This is a genomic window from Terrisporobacter hibernicus (assembly GCF_020809405.1).
Classification (GTDB): Bacteria; Bacillota; Clostridia; order Peptostreptococcales; family Peptostreptococcaceae; genus Terrisporobacter; species Terrisporobacter petrolearius.
On sequence record NZ_CP081135.1, the window covers coordinates 2,254,934 to 2,274,495 of the forward strand.

The window sequence follows — 19,562 nt, forward strand, 5'->3', positions numbered from 1 at the left end:
TTTTTTATGTTAAAATTTACGGTGTTAATAAGATTTAATTTTAATGTGATAAACACATAAGAAATAAGGAGTGGAACTATGGGTCGTATAGGTAACATTATCAATAGAAAAGGTAAACAAGATGCAAAAAGAGGAGCAATATTCACTAAGCATGCAAGAGCTATAGCAGTTGCAGCTAAAGAAGGTGGAGGAGATCCAGAATACAATGCAGCTTTAAAAACAGCTATAGACAAGGCTAAAGCTGATAATATGCCAAATGATAATATAAGTAGAGCTATAGCAAAAGGTGCTGGAGCTGGTGCAGGTGAAGACTACTTCAAAAACACTTACGAAGGATATGGACCAGGTGGAGTAGCTGTTATAGTTGAAACATTAACAGATAATAAAAACAGAACTGCTGGTAATATGAGATACTACTTTGACAAAAACGGTGGTAACTTAGGTACTACTGGTTGCGTTGGATTTATGTTCGATAGAAAAGGACAAATATTAATAGCTGCTGAAGGTGTGTCTGAAGATCAACTTATGGATGATGCATTAGAAGCTGGAGCAGATGATATAATAACAGAAGAAGATGGATTCGAAGTTGTAACAACTCCAGAAGACTTCAATATGGTTAAAGATGTACTAGTAGAAAAAGGATATGAATTCGTATCTGCTGATGTAAAATTAGTGCCTCAAACTACAACTGTATTATCAGAAGAAGGTCAAGTTAAATCTATGGAAAAATTAATAGACTTACTTGAAGATGACGATGATGTACAAAATGTATTCCATAACTGGGAACAAGCATAATATATTGATGAAATACATTTAGGGTGTTAATATAAATACCTCTAATTATGATGTATAGAGAAATCTATATTGATTAATTGGAGGTATTTTTATTTATATAATTGAAATTTGTAAAAATAACTGATATTTTAATAAAGATAATGTATTTATACAAATATATTCAATGAAATATTTAAGGGGAGAGAATATGAAGATTAAAGATGTGGAGTTGGCCACAGGCTTATCAGAAGATACGATTCATTTTTATGAAAGTGAAGGATTGATTATTGTAAAAAGAAATTTTGATTCAGATAGGGAATATGATGAAGAAAATATTGAACAGTTAAAATATATAAAACTATTATTAAAATTAGATATTCCTATTTCTAAAATAAAGAAACTTAAGAACAAAAATATATCTTTAAAATGTATATTAGAAGAAAAAATGAAAGAGTTGGAAAATGATAAAATTAATATAGAAGGCAAGGAAGATATTATTAATGATATATTGAAAAATATAAATAAAAAGAAAGACATAAATATAAATGAATACTTAGAGGACATTGAATGTATAGAAAATGGAGAATATGCAGAGATTATATCTGATTTAGATGAAATTGGGCAACATAGTTTAAGTTTTCAAATATTAACTACAATAAGTTTAATGGCGCCAATAATGTGGTTTTATCTAGATATTGCAGAAAAAAACTATAGTTCAATTGGACTTAAAGGTAGTTTATCAATAATGGTGACCGTAATACTTACGTTAAATTGGAAATCTTATTTACAGCAAAAAGATAAAAAAATAAGTGGAACATTTGGACATATATTAGGTATTATTTTGGCAATAATTTTAACTATATTAATATTTGTAGGTATTGATTGGTTGCAGTTTAAAATATTTGTTCCAAATGATTACTTAATGTATATATTTAAACCGCCATATAGCTACACAATATTTTTATTTGAAATAGAAGTACTTATTATGATAATTGCTATTTTGTATAAAATAAGAAAAGTAGATTCATATGAAAAAGAATGGGCGTGTAACTTAATAAGTTTTATAAAAAGAAATATTATTAAGGTTGTAGCATTAAATTTAGTTTTATTATATATGTGTATTACAGGCATAACTGTTATAACTAAAGATAAAGTCATAGATTATAATTTTTATAATCCTAGGGGTGTGGAGTATACATATGATGATATTACTAATATTAATACTGGTTTTCTAGGGAAAAGAAAATTGTTATCTGGTAATAAGGGTGACTTTTATTATAAAATAACCTTAAAAAATAAGAAAACAATAGACCTTAAAGATGCCACAAGTGACTTTGATGATACATATTTAGAGTTAGAAAGATTTGATAAGGTAGTTTTAGATAAAAGCAAAGCAACAAAAGTAGCATCTAAACAAAATTATAAGTTATGTGATTTAGATAAAAGATTTGTAGATAGATTTTTAAGGATAATCGAAAATTAAAATAGATAGATTTTTATAGTATTACTATTAGCTAATATACCTTAGATTATAATTTTTAATCTAAGGTATATTTTTATGTTTAAAATAAAAGAAATATTAATATATATTTAATAATAATATTATAATTTAATTAGGAAGGGTGGGATTATATGAAAGAAGTTCTAAATAATCGATGCTGTGTTTGTGGTGGAAAAATAATGAGTGAAGAAGATTTAACTGTATGTGAAAACTGTGACAATATTTATCACAAGATATGTTGGCAAGAAGTAAAGGAAGAATGTATTTATTGTCATAATAAAATCAAAAAAGAGGAAGTTGATAATGATAAAAGTAAATAGTGACAAATTTATAATGTAAAAGTTAGATATGAAAAATATCTAGCTTTTTTTGTGAATAAAAACAATAAAAAAATTACAAAATATTCCTAAAACTATAAAAGATGATGATACAATAGTATAAAGAGGAAATGACATAAAAATTAAATTTTGAGTAACAGATTTATCTGAAGTAGTAGTGAAGATATGTCGTTGGCAATATAAAGTGTTTTGCTGACATGTCGCTCAGGAGAAGTGGATTTTTTACATCGATAAAGAGCTACATATACATAGTTTAAAATAAAAATAAAATGATAGAAATAGAAAGGGGTAAAACGTATGTTATACACACCAAAATATATTTATAATAATGATTTAGATAAAAAGATATGTAAATGTTCAGAATGTAAAAAATATAGAATATTATATTGCCATTCCAACATGGTTGAAAATAAAAAGGAGTCTACTAAAGAAATTAACAGTGACATTATAGCTGTTTGCTCTAAATGTGGAAGTATATATAGATTTAATTTAAAGCATTTATCAGATATAAATGGAGATAACTACGAAGTAGGAAAAGTAAATTTTATAGAAGAAAAATATCCCCAAGTAAAAGAAAATATAACAAAAAACTATAATTCTTATGACGTTGTATCAATCATAAAATCAGAAAATTTTTTAACAAAGCTAATTAAAGATGACAGAGAAGGAGATTTAAAAACATCAGAGTATGTATTTATGGAAAAGTAGTAATGCCTTGTATATGTAGATAAAGTTATTAATAAAGGCTTAATGCCTTTATTTTTCTGAAAAAAAGTATAGGAGATAATAAATATGGTTACTGTTACAAAGTATTTAACACAAGTAGATTTGAAAAGAAAGATATGCGGTTGTAATGAAGAAGAAAAATTAAAGATTTTATTTAAAGAAGTTAATGAATCTGAGCTTAGAATTAAGCCAGAAAAAGGTATGACAGGAGCATACATACTAAGAGAAGAAAAAATAATAGCATCTTGTAACCACTGTAAAAAAGTATATTTTTTAATGACTACATTTGAAGGTGGTATAAAAGAACAATATATAAGTATAGACTCTGTAGAATTATTTGATGGAAGTATGAGGCAACTTAGACAGGTTATTAATAATATGTTTGATGAGCATGATAGTGAAATTGTTACTGTAGCAACAGATGATCATGCCATAAAAGTATTAGACAAATATGAGGATGAAGAGAAAATAGTTACTAGGTATGTGTATTTAAATAGAGAAGATAAAGATTTGTACAAAGATTTGCTAGAAGATTAAAAAGATTGGAACCTAGGTTCCAATCTTTTTTATGTAAAGATTATTGCAATTACTTGCATCTGAAGCTTCCACAATATGTTTGTGATAAAGCATTTGCGCTATCAGTATTAGATGTTATTGCAACATCTCTTAATGCGCAAATCACACCTGCATTATTTACACATGTTTTTACAGTACAATTTACAGAACTACATTGAGTATTGTCTAAGGCGCTATTACTAAAATCACTATAACCAGATTGGTTTACAAAAGAACTACAGCAAGTGTTATTACTAGTTCTTGCTTTTTTGCCATTTACGGATATTTTATTTGCGTAACAAGTACCGTTGGTATTGTATGCGCAATTATTAACATTACAACCTACTAATGCCATAATAAAAACCTCCTTTTTAATTAATCAATAATTAGTATGGACTAAATTCACGAAAAATATGATGATAAAAAATTAAATTTGAATAATTTACATTGTATACTTTTTTAATTTGTAAAAATAAAAGCCAAGACTTATGTTAAGAGATGGCTTTAATAAAATTAAGAAAAATAATTAAGATGTTAATCTAGCATATAAATTTTTCCCCATTAATATTCGAGAAATTAAAGAAGCTGATAAAGGATAAGACTTTGCCGGTGGCCAAATATCAATTAATTTCTTTTCAAAATCGATTAAAGAAACAAGTTCTTCATTTTCTATTTTTAATGAATATTCTCTAGTAAAATCTCTAATTTTTAAAAAGTCTTCCAATGTAAGCTCATAGAAAAGTTGTGTACTATGTTGGGGAGGTTTTAAAAAAATTATATTTTGTTTAAACTCTATAAAGTCTAATCTATCAACTAAATTTTTAATATTTTCACTCAATAAAATCACCTCCATGTATTGAAAATAAAATATTACTTTATAATATGTATAAAACTAGGCAAATGAGACAAAAATACCTTAATAAAAGTTACTATTTTTTTCTAAAATATGAAGGAAATATATCATAGAAAATAACGTAAGTAAGGAGGTTATTTTATGTTCGAAAAGAAAAAAGAATTTTCTTGGAAAGTGCCAATGTTAGTATTATTAGGAGTAATTGTTTTATCATGTGGAATAGGTATAGGTGTACAAGTTAAGGATACTCATCAAACTAGACAAGTTCTTCAGTCAAAAACAGAATCTAAAGAGGTTTTTAGTCTTAATTCAGATTGTGAAATTTGGGTACAAGGTCAAATAACAAGTAGTGGAACTTATGAGAGTCCAAAAATGATTGGAACTATACCTAAGGACTTATTAAATAAAAGTAAAGATGAAATAGTGTCTTATTTCAAAGATAAATATCCAAATAAAGAAATAGCAAGTATGAATCAGTATGAAATTATTTTATCTAACTCACAGGCAAAAGAGCCTTCAAAAGCAAATAAATATGCTATTGAAGAAAAAGATGGATTTGTACATGTATATAAATATGATAAAGATGGAGCAAAAACTGATTTAGAAAAAACAAACATATCAGTAGACTCTCTTCCAAAATCTGTACAAGATGAATTGTCATCAGGAATATTAGTAAATAGTGAAGATGAGGCATACACAAGATTGGAAAATTTTGAAAGTTAACACTTAATACATTTTCATAATAATATCAAATACCCTTATATAAAATTTTATATAAGGGTATTTTGTTTTTTGAAATTTTTATAATGTATTTTGGTATAGGTTTAAGGAGAATGTGGATCTTTATAATGCATCACATTACTCTAATTTTGTAATCCTATGGTATAATATTAAAGAACATAAGTTTTGTATAAAGCTTAATAGGAGGTCTTTAGTTTCATGATAATATTAGGAATAGATCCAGGAATAGCCATAGTAGGTTATGGAATAATTGAATATAAAAATAATAAATTTAGAGTTATTGATTATGGTGCGATAACAACTCCATCAACTATGGAGACAACGAAAAGGTTAGAAAAAATATATAAAGGTATAGACCTTCTTATAAAAAACTATAATATAGATGAAGTTGGGGTAGAGGAATTATTCTTCAACAAAAACGTAAAAACAGCAATTACAGTAGCACAAGCCAGAGGAGTAATCTTGTTAGGGTGCTCTCATAATGATAAACCAATTTATGAATACACACCTTTGCAAGTTAAGCAAGGTGTGGTTGGATATGGAAGGGCAGAAAAGTCACAGGTTCAACAAATGGTTACATCCATGCTAAATTTAAAAGAAATACCAAAACCTGATGATGTTGCAGATGCTTTAGCTGTAGCAATATGTCATGCTCATGCCAATAAGCTTGAAAAGACATTAAAAAATATAGGTATGAAATAAGGAGAAAATTATGTATAGCTATATAAAAGGAATAATAGAAGAAATTAGTTTAGATCATGTTGTAATTGAGAATAATGGTATAGGATATAAAATCAACGCTTCGGCCAATACTATAATGAAGGTACAATTAGGACAAGAATGTAAAATTTACACAAAGCTTATAGTAAAAGAAGATAATATGAGTCTTTGCGGATTTTATGATAAGGATGAATTGAGGATGTTTGAATTGCTAACATCTATTTCTAAAATAGGTCCTAAAGTTGGTCTTGGCATATTATCTTTTGCTTCGCCAAAACAAATTGGAGCGTACATATTAAGCGAGGATATAGGTAAACTATCAAAAGCTCCAGGGGTGGGTAAAAAAACAGCAGAAAGAATAGTCCTAGAGCTTAAGGATAAAATAGACAAAAATAACGTGGAGTTTGAAGCAACTCTATTAACTAATCAACCAGTAGCAATTTCTCAAGATGAAGCAGTAGATGCCTTGGTAGCCCTTGGATATTCTTTACAAGAGTCAAAAGATGCAGTGCAAAAATGCAAAAAAGACGGACTAAATACAGAGGATATTATTAAAAAATCATTAAGTTACTTAATGAGTAAATCTTTAAGATAATAAAGAGAGGGGGGAAGTTAATTGTACGGATTTGAAGATGAAGACAGAATAATTACATCTAGTATGCAAAATGACGATGTGGATATAGAAAATAACTTAAGACCTAAGTTATTGGCTGATTATTTAGGACAAGAAAAAGCCAAAGAGCAATTATCCATATTTATTGAAGCGGCAAAAAACAGAAATGAACCACTAGACCATGTACTTTTATATGGACCACCTGGTCTTGGAAAAACTACTTTGGCTAGTATAATTGCTAGCGAAATGGGAGTTAACCTAAGAATAACATCGGGTCCAGCCATAGAAAGAGCTGGGGATTTGGCGGCTATATTAACAAATTTAAATGAAAATGATGTACTGTTTATAGATGAAATACACAGAATAAATAGAAGTGTGGAAGAGGTATTGTATCCTGCAATGGAAGATTATTGTATAGATATAATAATAGGTAAGGGACCATCAGCTAGAAGTATACGACTTGATTTGCCTAAATTTACCCTTATTGGAGCAACAACGAGAGCAGGCATGCTTACAAACCCACTTAGAGATAGATTTGGTGTAATATGTAAGCTTGATTATTACACTGTTGATGAATTAACTCAAATAGTAATTAGGTCAGCGAAGATACTAGGTGCAGAAATTGAGCATAGAGGAGCAGTGGAGATTGCTAGACGATCAAGAGGAACACCAAGAATAGCAAATAGACTGCTAAAAAGAGTCAGAGATTATGCTCAGGTTAGAGCTGATGGAAATATAACATCAGAAGTTGCAGACCAAGCTCTAGAAATGATTGGTGTAGATAGCTTAGGATTAGATTATGTGGATGAAAAATTATTATTAACAATAATAAATAAATTTAAAGGTGGGCCTGTAGGTTTAGACACTTTAGCGGCTTCCATTGGAGAAGACAGAAACACAATAGAAGATGTCTATGAACCATATTTACTTCAACTAGGATTTATTAATAGAAGTCCAAGAGGAAGAATAGCTATGCCAAATTCTTATAAACATTTGAATATAAATTATCCACAAAAGTAGAATAATAATATTATTACAAATAAAAGTATAAATTCTCATAGTAGAAAAAAATTAAATTTTTTGTTATTATGGTAGTTGTATGTTTAAGGTAATATATTATTGAAAGAAGGTTTAACATTGAAAACAAGCGATTTTTATTTTGATTTACCAGAAGAATTAATTGCTCAAGTACCTATTTTAGATAGATCGAGTTCTAAATTAATGGTGTTAGATAAAGAAACTGGTGAAGTAAGTCATAAAATTTTTAAAGACATAATAGATTATTTAAATCCAGGAGATTGTCTTGTATTAAATGATACAAGAGTTATTCCTGCAAGATTAATTGGCTCCAAAGAAGGAACTGGTGGAAAAATAGAGTTTTTACTTTTAAAGAGAAATGAGGACGATACTTGGGAGACTTTAGTAAAACCAGGTAAAAGAGCTAAAATAGGCACTAGATTTTCATTTGGAGAAGGAAAACTTATAGCGGAAGTTGTTGGGATGGGCGATGATGGAGCTAGAATAGTAAAATTTGAGTATGAAGGTATTTTTGAAGAGGTTTTAGATGAACTTGGAAATATGCCACTACCACCATATATAACAGAAAGATTAGAAGAAAGAGAAAGATATCAAACTGTTTATTCTAAACATAATGGCTCAGCAGCAGCACCTACAGCAGGTTTACACTTTACGGATGAATTACTACAAAAAATGAAAGATAAAGGTATAGATTTAGCTTTTGTAACTTTACATGTGGGTCTTGGAACTTTTAGACCAGTAAAAGTAGATGATGTTTTAGAACATGACATGCATTCTGAGTACTATATGGTTACACAGGAAGCAGCGGATAAAATTAATAGAGCAAAAGAAAATGGTAAAAAAGTAATAACAGTGGGTACAACTAGTACTAGAACTATAGAGTCTGTAGCTGATGAAAATGGAAAAATGAAAGCAGCATCAGGATGGACAAAAATATTTATTTATCCAGGATATAAATTCAAAGTTGTAGATAAATTAATTACAAACTTCCATTTACCAGAGTCTACACTAATAATGTTAGTAAGTGCGCTTGCTGGAAAAGAGAATGTATTAAATGCATATAACAGTGCAGTAGAAAATCATTACAGATTCTTTAGTTTTGGAGATGCAATGTTTATAAAATAAATAGAGTGTATGTAAAAAGGGGAGAGTGTATGATAAAAAAGCATGACAAAAGGTTGTTGAATATTTCGAAAAATTTTGAAACAGCCTTAGCAATAGTGATATTAATTCTTGTATTATTGGGCATGATGGATTTAGTAAGAAGTGTATATCAAGCTTATATAGTAGACTTTTCAACTCCAGTTGAATATAGCCAGTTAAATAGCTTTTTAGCGGAAGCATTATTGTTAGTCATAGGTGTTGAATTGGTAGTAATGCTATCTTTACATACACCAGGAGTGCTTTTGGAAGTGTTATTATATGCAATAGCTAGAAAACTGATTTTACTTCCTAAAAGTTCAGGAATGGGAGATTTGTTATTAGGAATACTTTCTATAGGTGCAATATTTGCTATTAGAAAATATTTAATGTCCTCAGAAGAAAGAGCAATGAACCTTAGTAGGTTATATAATTTAAAAAATAATAATAGTAAAGAAAAAGAAATTTTAGACACAGAAGAAATAAATAATAATCAGTAGTTTAATATTTTAGACTATATTCAGACAGAGTAAGGAGAATAAATATGAGTGCAATAAGATATGAACTTATAAAAACTTGTAAACAAAGTGGTGCAAGACTTGGTAGATTACACACTCCTCATGGAGTTATAGAAACACCAATATTTATGCCTGTTGGAACGCAGGCAACAGTAAAGGCAATGACACCAGAAGAATTAAAAGAAATAGGATCTCAAATAATATTAAGTAATACATATCACTTATATATGAGACCGGGTCACGATTTAGTAAAAGAAGCAGGTGGGCTTCATAAGTTTATGAACTGGGATAAACCAATATTAACAGATAGTGGTGGATTCCAAGTGTTCTCTTTAGGACCACTTAGAAAAATAACCGAAGAAGGAGTTCACTTTAGATCTCATATAGATGGGTCTAAACATTTTATATCTCCAGAAAAAGCCATGGAAATACAAAATGCTTTAGGTTCAGATATAATGATGGCATTTGATGAATGTGCTCCATATCCTGCAGATAGAGAATATGTTAAAAACTCATTAGAAAGAACGACTAGATGGTTAAGAAGATGCAAAGAAGCTCATAAAAATACAGAAAATCAAGCACTATTTGGAATAATTCAAGGTGGTATGTACAAAGATTTAAGAGAACAATCAGCTAAGGAAATATTAGAACTAGATTTACCGGGATATGCAGTAGGTGGACTTAGTGTTGGAGAGCCAAAGCCACTGATGTATGAAGTACTTGACTATACAGTACCTCTAATGCCAGAAGATAAACCAAGATACCTAATGGGTGTTGGCTCACCAGATGATTTATTAGAAGGTGTAATAAGAGGAATAGATATGTTTGACTGTGTACTTCCTACTCGTATAGCTAGAAATGGTACTGCAATGACTAGTCAAGGTAAAGTTGTAGTAAGAAATGCTAAATATGCAAGAGATTTTACTCCACTTGACCCAGAGTGTGACTGCTATTGCTGTAAGAATTACACAAAAGCGTATATAAGACATTTAGTAAAAGCAAATGAAATACTTGCGGCTAGACTTATATCTACACATAACTTAAGATTTTTACTTAAATTAATGGAAGATATAAGACAAGCAATAATGGAAGATAGATTATTAGATTTTAAAGATGAATTTTTCTCCAAATATGGGTATAAATTATAAGAAAGTTGAGTTATAATGTTTATTATACTTTTGTTTTTTATGAAGTAATAAACATATGAAGGAGTGAAGCATATGAATACTCAAATGATGATATCTATTTTTTACATGGTTGCGTTATTTGTAATTTTCTATTTCCTATTTATAAGACCTCAAAGAAAAAAAGAAAAACAATTGGATCAATTAAGATCAAGCTTAGAAGTAGGGCAAATGGTTACTACAATAGGTGGAATGTTAGCAACAATAGCTAAAGTTGAAGATGAATTTGTTGTTTTAGAAGTAGGACCAAACAGAACTAAAATGCCATTTAAAAAATGGGCTATAGCTTCTATTGAGAAAAAAGAAGAAGATAAATAAATAGTAATTTTAAATCTCCCTAAGGAATATATATATTTTGAGGGGAGGTTTTTTTTATGGCAAAAACTATACATATATTAAAAGGTTTAGGATATGCTTACATAATTACGTTAATAGTATTATTAGTTTACAATCTGTTGTTAACTTATACTAATGTTTCGGCGGACTCAGTTTCAATAGTAACATCATTTATTACCACAGTTTCTGCAGCTTTTGGTGGATTTTATGCTTGTAAACACATACAAGAAAAGGGACTTATATATGGTTTTATAGTTGGTGTAGTTTATATAATATTACTTATAACAATGTTTTATTTAGCTAAAGAAAATTACATATTTGATATTACAGTTCTTTATAAAGCAATACTTGTTTCAATAGCTGGAGGAATAGGCGGAGTATTAGGAGTAAACTTCAAATAAGTTCCAAATTATACAGAATTATGATATAATTAGTAGCAGTTAATTAGAAACAGGAGGTAGTAAAAATGGCTAAAAAACATATAAAAACTTTATCAAATGCTACATTAAAAGAAAGTGCAGCTAAAGGTGGATGTGGAGAATGTCAAACATCTTGTCAATCTGCTTGTAAAACTTCTTGTACAGTTGCAAACCAAGAGTGTGAAAGATAATTAAACAAAATTATTTTAAAAGTGAGGGTATTACAAATAATACCCTCACTTTGTTTGCATATAAATTGTTTTTACAAAAAATTTACACATATTTTGTTTAAGGTATATAATAAGAGTATTAAAAATTAGGAGGACATATTATGAGTATGATACATAAATTTTCCATGGATGGATACAATATTGTTTTAGATGTGAATGGAGGTAGTGTTCATGTACTAGATGATGTTGCATATAATCTTGTAGATTTATTTGAAGAAAAATCTATGGAAGAAATAGTAGAATCTTTAAATAAAGATTATACTAAAGATCAAATAGAAGAAGCTTATGAGGAAATAAAGTCTTTAAAAGAAGAGGGGCTTTTATTCACTGAAGATACATATGAAACTCACCCAAGCTTTGTAAATAGAAAAAAAGTAGTTAAAGCATTATGCCTACATGTTTCACATGACTGTAACTTAAAATGTAAATACTGTTTTGCTTCACAAGGTGATTTTGGTGGAGAAAAAGAAATGATGAGCTTTGAAATAGGTAAAAAAGCAATAGATTATCTTATAGCTAACTCAGGAAATAGAAAAAATTTAGAAATAGATTTCTTTGGTGGAGAGCCGCTAATGAACTTTGAAGTAGTTAAGCAACTAGTAACTTATGGTAGAAAAGTTGAAAAAGAAAATAATAAAAACATAAGATTTACTATAACTACTAACGGAATATTACTAGATGATGATAAAATTGACTATATAAATGAACATATGCACAATGCAGTATTAAGTTTAGATGGAAGAAAAGAAATAAATGATAACATGAGACCAACACTTAATGATAAAGGAAGTTACGATGTTATCATGCCTAAATTTAAAAAGTTAGTGGAAAAAAGATCTAAGGACAAATACTATTATATAAGAGGAACATTCACTAGAGATAACTTAGATTTCTCTGAAGACGTACTTCATTTCGCTGATGAGGGATTTGAATTAACATCAATTGAACCAGTTGTTGGAGATGAAAGCAATCCTTATGCACTAAGAGAAGAAGACCTGAAAAAAGTATTCGATGAATATGAAAAGCTGGCAAAAGAGTATGCAAGAAGAAAATTAAATGGAGATGATTTTACTTTCTTCCATTTTGTAATAGATTTAAATCAAGGACCATGTGTAATAAAAAGAATTACTGGATGTGGTGCTGGAAATGAGTATTTATCAGTAACACCAAACGGAGATATATACCCATGTCACCAGTTTGTTGGAAATGATGATTTTAAATTAGCCAATATAATGGATGAAGAGATAGTTATACCTAAAGAAATAAGCAATATGTTTAGAGATGCTCATGTTTACTCTAAAGAAGATTGTAAAAAATGTTGGAATAAATTCTACTGTTCAGGTGGATGTCATGCCAACGCAATTAACTTTAATAATGATATAAGAAAACCATATGAGCTTGGTTGCGAAATGCAAAAGAAAAGAACCGAATGTTCTATAATGATTCAAGCAAAACTAATGCTGGAAGGAGAATAAAAATGATAAAAGGGTTTGAAGGGATAAAACCTACTATTGATGATTCTGTTTTTGTGGCAGAAACTGCAGATATAATCGGTGATGTTATTGTTGAAAAAAACGCAAGTATTTGGTACAAAGCAGTTTTAAGAGGAGATGATAGCAAAATTATAGTGGGAGAAAATTCTAACGTACAAGATGGAACTATAGTACATTGTGGGTATGATGAGCCAACTATAATAGGAAAAAATGTAACTATTGGACATGCTGCTGTTATTCATGGATGCAAGATAGGTGATTATAGCCTAATTGGAATGGGGTCAATAGTTTTAGATAATGCAGAAATAGGAGAACTTACCATGGTAGGAGCCGGTAGCTTAGTAACCGGCAAAAAATTCCCATCAGGAGTTTTATTATTAGGTTCGCCAGCAAAGGTTGCAAGAGAATTAACTGATGAAGAAAAAGAAAGTTTAAAACAATCTGCCCTACATTATGTAGAAATGGGAAAAAAACACAAGTAATTTGTAATTTAAATAAAAATCATACAAATTTAAAAAGGAGCAATTTTACAAATTGCTCCTTTTTAATGCAATAAAAATTTTTTTAGTACTAGATTATAGCATATAAGTTAATAATATTATAATATTTAAATGTAGGATAAAGAAAATATGAGGTGAGAACTTTTGATATATAATAAAAAATGGACATTAAAACATAAAGGAAAAGTTAAAGAAACAGAGTTAAGCAAGAAAATAAATATTTCCCCGGAAATTGGCCAAATATTAAATAATAGAGGTATAAATGACGAAAAAGATGCAGAAATTTTTATGAACCCATCTTTAGAATATTTAAGAGATCCTTTCTTAATGAAAGATATGAAAAAAGCAACTGAAAGAATAAAGAAAGCTATTGAAAATAAAGAGAAAATTTATATCTATGGTGATTACGATGTAGATGGAGTATCATCCACATCAATTTTGTATATTTATTTCAAATCTATAGATTACCCAGTTAAATATTATATTCCAAATAGATTAGAAGAAGGATATGGAATCAACGAGGATGCAATAAGGAAGATAAGCAATGATGGATGTGATCTTATAATAACTGTGGACTGTGGTATAACATCAGTTAATGAAGTTGGATTAGCTAATGAACTTGGTATAGATGTTATAATAACAGACCACCACGAATGCCAAAGTGATGTACCTGATGCTTATGCAATTGTAAATCCAAAGCAAGATGATTGTAACTATCCCTTTGATATGCTTTGTGGATGTGGGGTAGCATTTAAAATGATTCAAGCATTGACAGATGAAGAAGAATTTAAAACGTCAATGTTTGATTATTTAGAGGTAGTAACCTTAGCAACAATATGTGATATTGTACCTTTAATAGACGAAAATAGAATAATTGTAAAAAATGGTTTAAAACTAATGAAAGAGGGCAAAAATTTAGGTTTAAGAGAACTAATTAAAGTATGTGGTATTGAAACTAGCAAAATAGGATCATCACATATAGGTTATTCAGTAGGACCTAGAATTAACGCATCGGGAAGATTAGGTCACTCATACTTAGGGGTTCAGTTATTTACTACTGATTTGGAAGATGAAGCAAAAGAAATAGCTAATATTTTGGAAGCAAAAAATATTGAGAGACAAATGATAGAAAGTAAGATGTATAAAGAAGCAGAAGATGTTATATCAAGCAGTGAAAACTATAAAGATGATAAAGTGCTTGTAGTAGCAAAAGAAGGGTGGCAACATGGAATAATAGGAATAGTTGCTTCTAAGCTAACAGAAAAATATTATAAGCCTACAATATTGCTAACTATAGAAGATGGTGAAGCAACAGGCTCAGCTAGATCTATTAAAGGGTTTAGCATATTTGATGCCTTAGTAAGTTGCAAAGATCTAATGAATAAATTTGGTGGCCATGAGCAGGCAGCAGGATTGGCATTAAATGCAGAAAATATAGAAGAATTAAGAAAAAGAGTAAATAAAATAGCAGATTACAATCTGAACAAAGATGATTTAATTGAAAATATAAAAGTTGAATATGAGCTTGAAGAAGAAAGTGCAACATTAGACTTAGTAGACAACTTGCATAAGTTAGAACCTTTTGGGTTAAGTAATCCGTCTCCAAGATTTATTATGAGAGACTTATTATTAACTAACATTTATAAAATGGGTAAAAACAAACAACATTTAAAGCTAATATGTGAAAATGAAAAATCCTATGAATGTGTAGGATTTAATATGGCTTATTTAGCTGAGAATTTCCAAGAAGGAGATAAGATAGATGTACTATTTCAAGTAGACGAAAATAATTTTAACAATGATAGAAAAGTACAATTTTTATTAAAAGATATAAGATTGTCTCATCCTAAATTAGCAATTTCAAATAACTTATCTCTTAAATTATTTGAAAAGATAAGTCCCACAGATAGTGGTAGTTTGTATCATATTTATAATGATGAAGATGATACAGCTATTAATACGGATGGAGATAAAAATATAAATATATTTGAGCATATAAAAGAAGAGACTTTGATTATAGCAAATACTTTAAATGGATTTTATAGAGCTTTATCAGATGTTTCATTGACAGATTTAGACTATGATATAAATTACAATTATATTTATGAAAAAAATAAGAAAGTGCAACTTATATTTTCACCTAATATTGATAAAATAGACTTAAAAAGATATAATAGTATTATTCTTTATGATTTTTTGTATAATAAAGGAGAATATTCGTATCTAAATAAGAACATTTTAAATAGTGAAGTTGTTATTAAGTATTATAGTAGTGAAGATAAAATATATTTAAAAAATATTATGGATAACATAGTTCCAAATAGAGAAGAATTTATCAATATTTATAAGCAAATGCTTGTAAGCAAAGAATTACAACTAAAATTAACTGAATTAAAAAGAGTATTTAAACTTCTACCTTTAAAAACATTTATAATACTTAAAGTTTTTAGAGAATTAAACTTATTAAATTTTGAAATTAATTATGAAGAGGATACTATAGCCATATATTTATTAGAAAAACCTGATAAAAAGCTTAATTTGGATGAAAGTGTAATACTTAATAATCTAAAAGAATTAAAACAAGAGTATGTAAAAAGCTATTAGGAGGAGTTTTAAATGGATTTAAAACAAACAGTAAGAGTAATTGAAGATTTTCCAAAGGAAGGAATAAGCTTTAAAGACATAACAACATTATTACAGGATGGTAAGGCACTAAAATTTGCAATTAATGAAATAATAGCAGACTTAAAAGACAAGGATGTAGACTTAATTGTAGGACCAGAGGCAAGAGGATTTTTAATGGGAACACCAGTAGCTTATGGTATGGGAGTTGGCTTTATACCAGTTAGAAAACCAGGAAAGTTACCATGGGAAATTGAAAGTTATGAGTATGATTTAGAATATGGTTCTAATAAATTAGAAATACATAAGGATGCTATTAAGCCAGGACAAAAAGTAGCAATAGTAGACGACTTACTGGCTACAGGTGGAACTATGGAAGCAGCAGCTAAACTTATAGAAAAGTTAGGCGGAGAAGTAGTTTCAATGCAATTTTTAATAGAATTAGAAGACTTAGATGGAAGAGCAAAATTAGCAAAATATAATGTTAATTCTCTTATAAAATACTAGACAATAATAATAGTTGGTTTTTTACCAACTATTTTCATATATAATAAAATTTATACTTTAGAGAATAGGTGGTTATATGCATGATAAGGAATTACAGGAGATATTAGATAAAATAAAAGAATATGCTCCTAATACGGATACTACTCTTGTAGAAAAAGCTTACTATTTGGCAAAATCTGCTCATGATGGCGTGCTAAGAAAATCAGGTGAACCTTACATAATTCATCCAATAGCTGTTGCAAATATTCTTGTAGAAATGCAACTTGATATAGAAACTATATCAGCAGGACTTTTACATGATGTAATTGAAGATACGGACTATACTTATGATGATATAAAAGAAATGTTTAGCAAGGAAGTTGCAGACTTAGTTGATGGGGTTACAAAGCTTGGTCAAATAAAATATCAGTCAAAGGAAGAAACTCAAGCTGAAAATTTAAGAAAAATGTTTTTAGCTATGGCAAAAGATATTAGAGTAATTCTTATAAAGTTAGCTGATAGACTGCATAATATGAGAACACTAAAATATATGCCAGAAGAAAAAGCTAAATATAAAGCAAAAGAAACCTTAGAGATCTATGGTGGAATAGCTCATAGATTAGGTATATCTAAAATCAAATGGGAATTGGAAGATTTGGCATTAAGATATATAGATCCAGATGGATATTATGATTTGGTAGACAAAGTCTCCATGAAGAGAAGCCAAAGAGAAGAGTATATAAGCAGAATAGTGAACTTATTACAAGAAAAGTTTGGTGAAGTTAATATAGATTGTGAAGTTTATGGAAGACCAAAACATTTTTATAGCATTTATAGAAAGATGAAAAATAAGCATAAGACTTTTGAAGAAATCTTTGATTTAACTGCTGTAAGAATAGTTGTAGATACAATAAAAGATTGTTATGCTGTTCTTGGTATGGTTCATACTTTGTGGGTACCAATGCCAGGAAGATTTAAGGACTATATAGCAATGCCAAAAGCAAACATGTATCAATCTCTTCATACTACAGTTATTGGTCCAGAAGGTGAGCCAGTAGAAATTCAAATTAGGACTCATGAAATGCATAATATTGCAGAATATGGTATAGCGGCTCACTGGAAGTATAAAGAAGGTACAATGAGTAATGATGAAAAGATGGAAGAAAAGCTAAAATGGTTAAGACAAATGATGGAGTGGGAAAAAGATGTAAAAGACCCACAAGAATTCCTAGATTCACTAAAAGAGGATGTATTCAATAGTCAAGTTTATGTATTTACACCAAAGGGTGATGTAATAGAGCTACCAGCAGAATCTACACCAATAGATTTTGCATACAGGGTTCATTCAAAAGTTGGAAACAAATGTGTAGGTGCTAAGATAAATGGAAGATTAGTTCCTATTGACTATACGTTGCAAAATGGAGAGATTGTTGAGGTTATAACATCAACAAATTCAAATGGTCCAAGTAGAGACTGGCTAAAAATTGTTAAGACTCCAAATGCAAGAAATAGAATTAGGCAATTTTTTAAGAAGGAAAGAAGAGAAGAAAATATTGAAAGAGGATATGAAATCTTAGAAAAGGAGTTTAAAAGATATGGAATTCCTTTAAAAGATTCTTCTGTAGAGAAGTTTATGGAACAAATATCGAAAAAATTCAACCAACCAAGCTTAGAGGATTTAATTGCTACTATAGGATATGGTGGAATTATGGCTAGCCAAGTTGTTCCAAAAGTAAGAGATTTCTATCTTAAAGAAGAAAAGAAAAAAGAAAAAGAGAATAGACAAAAAGAAAATGAAGATTTATCAAAATATAATATAACTGACAAAGAATATAAAGAGAAAAGGAAAAAAAGTAGCTCTGGAGTTATAGTAAGAGGATTAGACAATATTTTAGTTAGATTTGCAAAATGCTGTAACCCACTTCCTGGAGATGAGATCGTGGGATATGTAACTAAGGGAAGAGGTGTAGCTATACATCGAGCTGATTGCCCAAATTGTAAACTAGATGATGAACTTTTCCAAAAAAGACTAGTAGATGTGGAATGGAATAATCCTAAAAAATCTAAATTTGAGGGCGAAGTTAAAATAGTTGCAACAGATAGAAAAAGTATGCTAAGTGATGTTACTCATATGATTGCTATACAAAAGTTAAATATAAATGGAATTAATGCAAGAAAAACAAAAGAGGGAATAACTCATATTAATTTATTAATTGAAGTAAATGATATTTCTGAACTAACAAATTTAATGAAAAAACTGAAGGCTATACCTGGTGTGGAGGATGTTTTCAGGGTAAGGAATTAGGAGGAAAATATGAGAGCAGTTGTACAAAAAGTTTCATCTTCTAAAGTAACAGTAGATGAAGAAGTTGTTGGACAAATAAATCAAGGATTAATGGTTTTACTTGGGGTTACTCATGATGACACATCAAAAGATGTAGATTATATGGTAGATAAAATAACAAATTTAAGAATATTTGAAGATGCACAAGGAAAAATGAACTTATCTTTAAAAGATGTTAATGGTGAAGTTTTAGCTGTTTCTCAATTTACACTTTATGGGGATGCTAGAAGAGGAAGAAGACCGAGTTTTTCAGATGCAGCAAGACCAGAAGTGGCAAATCCACTGTATGAAGAATTTGTTCAGAAGGTGAAAAATCAAGGAATTAATGTAGGAACAGGAAAATTCGGAGCACATATGATGGTTGATTTAACTAATGATGGACCTGTAACTATATTATTAGAATCAAGAAAAGAATTCTAGGTAGGGGGTAA

Annotated in this window: 23 protein-coding genes; 21 read left to right on the forward strand and 2 right to left on the reverse strand. The window is 29.1% G+C overall.

Annotation, left to right across the window (positions count from 1 at the left end; translation table 11 throughout):
- Window positions 1–78: 78 nt before the first annotated feature.
- From JW646_RS11140 to JW646_RS11160, 5 genes are all read left to right on the forward strand, one after another.
- A complete protein-coding gene (locus JW646_RS11140; protein WP_228415219.1) occupies window positions 79–795 on the forward strand; it encodes a YebC/PmpR family DNA-binding transcriptional regulator in 717 nt (238 codons plus the stop codon).
- 187 nt (window positions 796–982) lie between these two features.
- Window positions 983–2,257, forward strand: a complete 1,275-nt coding sequence (locus tag JW646_RS11145) for a MerR family transcriptional regulator (protein WP_228415220.1) — start codon at window positions 983–985, stop codon at window positions 2,255–2,257.
- 149 nt (window positions 2,258–2,406) lie between these two features.
- Window positions 2,407–2,595: an RING finger protein gene (locus tag JW646_RS11150; RefSeq protein WP_074919889.1), complete on the forward strand. Its 189-nt coding sequence runs from the start codon at window positions 2,407–2,409 to the stop codon at window positions 2,593–2,595.
- A gap of 315 nt (window positions 2,596–2,910) precedes the next feature.
- Window positions 2,911–3,321 (forward strand): hypothetical protein, encoded by a 411-nt coding sequence (locus tag JW646_RS11155; protein WP_228415221.1) that lies wholly within the window; start codon window positions 2,911–2,913, stop codon window positions 3,319–3,321.
- A gap of 84 nt (window positions 3,322–3,405) precedes the next feature.
- The gene (locus JW646_RS11160; protein WP_148558215.1) at window positions 3,406–3,876 is read left to right on the forward strand and encodes a hypothetical protein; all 471 of its coding nucleotides are present in this window, start codon (window positions 3,406–3,408) and stop codon (window positions 3,874–3,876) included.
- A gap of 49 nt (window positions 3,877–3,925) precedes the next feature.
- Here JW646_RS11160 and JW646_RS11165 read toward each other — a convergent pair whose 3' ends face one another.
- The gene (locus JW646_RS11165) at window positions 3,926–4,249 is read right to left on the reverse strand and encodes a DUF1540 domain-containing protein (RefSeq protein ID WP_074919886.1); all 324 of its coding nucleotides are present in this window, start codon (window positions 4,247–4,249) and stop codon (window positions 3,926–3,928) included.
- A 171-nt stretch (window positions 4,250–4,420) separates the two neighbouring features.
- Complete coding sequence (locus JW646_RS11170) at window positions 4,421–4,732, reverse strand: hypothetical protein (RefSeq protein ID WP_074919885.1); 312 nt, start codon at window positions 4,730–4,732, stop codon at window positions 4,421–4,423.
- Between the two features lie 156 nt (window positions 4,733–4,888).
- On the opposite strand from JW646_RS11170, the gene JW646_RS11175 reads away from it, so the two are divergent.
- The 16 genes from JW646_RS11175 to dtd all read left to right on the forward strand — a co-directional run bounded on the left by JW646_RS11175 (window position 4,889) and on the right by dtd (window position 19,551).
- On the forward strand, window positions 4,889–5,470 hold the full coding sequence (locus JW646_RS11175; RefSeq protein ID WP_074919884.1) for a hypothetical protein: 582 nt from the start codon (window positions 4,889–4,891) through the stop codon (window positions 5,468–5,470).
- 216 nt (window positions 5,471–5,686) lie between these two features.
- Window positions 5,687–6,190, forward strand: a complete 504-nt coding sequence (ruvC, locus tag JW646_RS11180; RefSeq protein WP_148558217.1) for a crossover junction endodeoxyribonuclease RuvC — start codon at window positions 5,687–5,689, stop codon at window positions 6,188–6,190.
- A gap of 10 nt (window positions 6,191–6,200) precedes the next feature.
- Window positions 6,201–6,803 carry a Holliday junction branch migration protein RuvA gene (gene ruvA / locus JW646_RS11185; protein WP_228415222.1) on the forward strand — a complete coding sequence of 201 codons (603 nt, stop codon included), beginning with the start codon at window positions 6,201–6,203 and terminating at the stop codon, window positions 6,801–6,803.
- A 21-nt stretch (window positions 6,804–6,824) separates the two neighbouring features.
- Window positions 6,825–7,841: a Holliday junction branch migration DNA helicase RuvB gene (gene ruvB, locus JW646_RS11190; protein WP_139216806.1), complete on the forward strand. Its 1,017-nt coding sequence runs from the start codon at window positions 6,825–6,827 to the stop codon at window positions 7,839–7,841.
- Window positions 7,842–7,958: 117 nt separating this feature from the next.
- A complete protein-coding gene (gene queA / locus JW646_RS11195) occupies window positions 7,959–8,984 on the forward strand; it encodes a tRNA preQ1(34) S-adenosylmethionine ribosyltransferase-isomerase QueA (RefSeq protein WP_228415223.1) in 1,026 nt (341 codons plus the stop codon).
- A gap of 29 nt (window positions 8,985–9,013) precedes the next feature.
- On the forward strand, window positions 9,014–9,499 hold the full coding sequence (locus JW646_RS11200; protein WP_148558221.1) for a phosphate-starvation-inducible PsiE family protein: 486 nt from the start codon (window positions 9,014–9,016) through the stop codon (window positions 9,497–9,499).
- Between the two features lie 44 nt (window positions 9,500–9,543).
- Window positions 9,544–10,665 (forward strand): tRNA guanosine(34) transglycosylase Tgt, encoded by a 1,122-nt coding sequence (tgt, locus tag JW646_RS11205; protein WP_074919879.1) that lies wholly within the window; start codon window positions 9,544–9,546, stop codon window positions 10,663–10,665.
- Window positions 10,666–10,737: 72 nt separating this feature from the next.
- Complete coding sequence (yajC, locus tag JW646_RS11210; protein ID WP_074919878.1) at window positions 10,738–11,019, forward strand: preprotein translocase subunit YajC; 282 nt, start codon at window positions 10,738–10,740, stop codon at window positions 11,017–11,019.
- Between the two features lie 56 nt (window positions 11,020–11,075).
- The gene (locus JW646_RS11215) at window positions 11,076–11,438 is read left to right on the forward strand and encodes a TIGR04086 family membrane protein (RefSeq protein WP_074919877.1); all 363 of its coding nucleotides are present in this window, start codon (window positions 11,076–11,078) and stop codon (window positions 11,436–11,438) included.
- Window positions 11,439–11,503: 65 nt separating this feature from the next.
- Complete coding sequence (gene scfA, locus JW646_RS11220) at window positions 11,504–11,647, forward strand: six-cysteine ranthipeptide SCIFF (protein WP_018592136.1); 144 nt, start codon at window positions 11,504–11,506, stop codon at window positions 11,645–11,647.
- Between the two features lie 140 nt (window positions 11,648–11,787).
- Window positions 11,788–13,161 (forward strand): thioether cross-link-forming SCIFF peptide maturase, encoded by a 1,374-nt coding sequence (scfB, locus tag JW646_RS11225; RefSeq protein ID WP_228415224.1) that lies wholly within the window; start codon window positions 11,788–11,790, stop codon window positions 13,159–13,161.
- Window positions 13,162–13,163: 2 nt separating this feature from the next.
- A complete protein-coding gene (locus tag JW646_RS11230; protein WP_074919875.1) occupies window positions 13,164–13,661 on the forward strand; it encodes a gamma carbonic anhydrase family protein in 498 nt (165 codons plus the stop codon).
- A 162-nt stretch (window positions 13,662–13,823) separates the two neighbouring features.
- Window positions 13,824–16,283 carry a single-stranded-DNA-specific exonuclease RecJ gene (recJ, locus tag JW646_RS11235; protein WP_228415225.1) on the forward strand — a complete coding sequence of 820 codons (2,460 nt, stop codon included), beginning with the start codon at window positions 13,824–13,826 and terminating at the stop codon, window positions 16,281–16,283.
- Between the two features lie 12 nt (window positions 16,284–16,295).
- Window positions 16,296–16,808 (forward strand): adenine phosphoribosyltransferase, encoded by a 513-nt coding sequence (locus JW646_RS11240; protein WP_074919873.1) that lies wholly within the window; start codon window positions 16,296–16,298, stop codon window positions 16,806–16,808.
- A 76-nt stretch (window positions 16,809–16,884) separates the two neighbouring features.
- On the forward strand, window positions 16,885–19,092 hold the full coding sequence (locus tag JW646_RS11245; RefSeq protein ID WP_074919872.1) for a RelA/SpoT family protein: 2,208 nt from the start codon (window positions 16,885–16,887) through the stop codon (window positions 19,090–19,092).
- Window positions 19,093–19,101: 9 nt separating this feature from the next.
- Window positions 19,102–19,551, forward strand: a complete 450-nt coding sequence (gene dtd / locus JW646_RS11250) for a D-aminoacyl-tRNA deacylase (RefSeq protein WP_074919871.1) — start codon at window positions 19,102–19,104, stop codon at window positions 19,549–19,551.
- Window positions 19,552–19,562 lie beyond the last annotated feature (11 nt).

Coding starts and splice junctions, on each gene's coding strand:
- JW646_RS11240 (WP_074919873.1), top strand. CDS start 16,296: ATGGATTTAAAACAAACAGTAAGAGTAATTGAAGATTTTCCAAAGGAA.
- JW646_RS11160 (WP_148558215.1), top strand. CDS start 3,406: ATGGTTACTGTTACAAAGTATTTAACACAAGTAGATTTGAAAAGAAAG.
- ruvC (WP_148558217.1), top strand. CDS start 5,687: ATGATAATATTAGGAATAGATCCAGGAATAGCCATAGTAGGTTATGGA.
- JW646_RS11155 (WP_228415221.1), top strand. CDS start 2,911: ATGTTATACACACCAAAATATATTTATAATAATGATTTAGATAAAAAG.
- JW646_RS11140 (WP_228415219.1), top strand. CDS start 79: ATGGGTCGTATAGGTAACATTATCAATAGAAAAGGTAAACAAGATGCA.
- JW646_RS11165 (WP_074919886.1), bottom strand. CDS start 4,249: ATGGCATTAGTAGGTTGTAATGTTAATAATTGCGCATACAATACCAAC.
- JW646_RS11145 (WP_228415220.1), top strand. CDS start 983: ATGAAGATTAAAGATGTGGAGTTGGCCACAGGCTTATCAGAAGATACG.
- tgt (WP_074919879.1), top strand. CDS start 9,544: ATGAGTGCAATAAGATATGAACTTATAAAAACTTGTAAACAAAGTGGT.
- yajC (WP_074919878.1), top strand. CDS start 10,738: ATGAATACTCAAATGATGATATCTATTTTTTACATGGTTGCGTTATTT.
- JW646_RS11200 (WP_148558221.1), top strand. CDS start 9,014: ATGATAAAAAAGCATGACAAAAGGTTGTTGAATATTTCGAAAAATTTT.
- JW646_RS11215 (WP_074919877.1), top strand. CDS start 11,076: ATGGCAAAAACTATACATATATTAAAAGGTTTAGGATATGCTTACATA.
- JW646_RS11245 (WP_074919872.1), top strand. CDS start 16,885: ATGCATGATAAGGAATTACAGGAGATATTAGATAAAATAAAAGAATAT.
- dtd (WP_074919871.1), top strand. CDS start 19,102: ATGAGAGCAGTTGTACAAAAAGTTTCATCTTCTAAAGTAACAGTAGAT.
- JW646_RS11175 (WP_074919884.1), top strand. CDS start 4,889: ATGTTCGAAAAGAAAAAAGAATTTTCTTGGAAAGTGCCAATGTTAGTA.
- scfB (WP_228415224.1), top strand. CDS start 11,788: ATGAGTATGATACATAAATTTTCCATGGATGGATACAATATTGTTTTA.
- JW646_RS11230 (WP_074919875.1), top strand. CDS start 13,164: ATGATAAAAGGGTTTGAAGGGATAAAACCTACTATTGATGATTCTGTT.
- scfA (WP_018592136.1), top strand. CDS start 11,504: ATGGCTAAAAAACATATAAAAACTTTATCAAATGCTACATTAAAAGAA.
- JW646_RS11150 (WP_074919889.1), top strand. CDS start 2,407: ATGAAAGAAGTTCTAAATAATCGATGCTGTGTTTGTGGTGGAAAAATA.
- ruvA (WP_228415222.1), top strand. CDS start 6,201: ATGTATAGCTATATAAAAGGAATAATAGAAGAAATTAGTTTAGATCAT.